Source organism: Mesorhizobium sp. WSM4832, from assembly GCF_055811115.1.
In genome coordinates, this window is record NZ_JBVVQH010000068.1 from 1 (window position 1) to 348 (window position 348).

Here is a 348-nt window from a genome sequence, read left to right on the forward strand (position 1 = left end):
GCAAAGGCGGAATTCCGCGCGATCACGAACAGCCAGTTCACATGCGACAGCGCCGTTGTGATCTCCTCGACCACGCCGTCGGTGAAATATTCCTGCTCGGGGTCGCCGCTCATGTTCTGGAACGGCAAGACGACGATCGACGGCTTTTCCGGCACCGAAACAGTAGGGCGCGGCGGCTCTGCCTTCGCTACCAGGCGGAACAGTTCGAGCTCGGACGGGCCGCCGTCGGCTATCTGCTCCTTCAAGCGCTCCAGGTTGGGCGCTTCGATGCGTTCGACTAGTGCCCGCGTCGCTTCTTCGGGCTCAATGCCGAGCTCGCGCTTCAGCGCTTCCTTGCAGGCCAGGAAC

General features: G+C 62.9%; 1 pseudogene. It reads right to left on the reverse strand.

The window, feature by feature from the left end:
• A pseudogene (locus AC0L2L_RS33380) lies at positions 1 to 348 on the reverse strand (CadC-family transcriptional regulator); the annotation flags it as partial.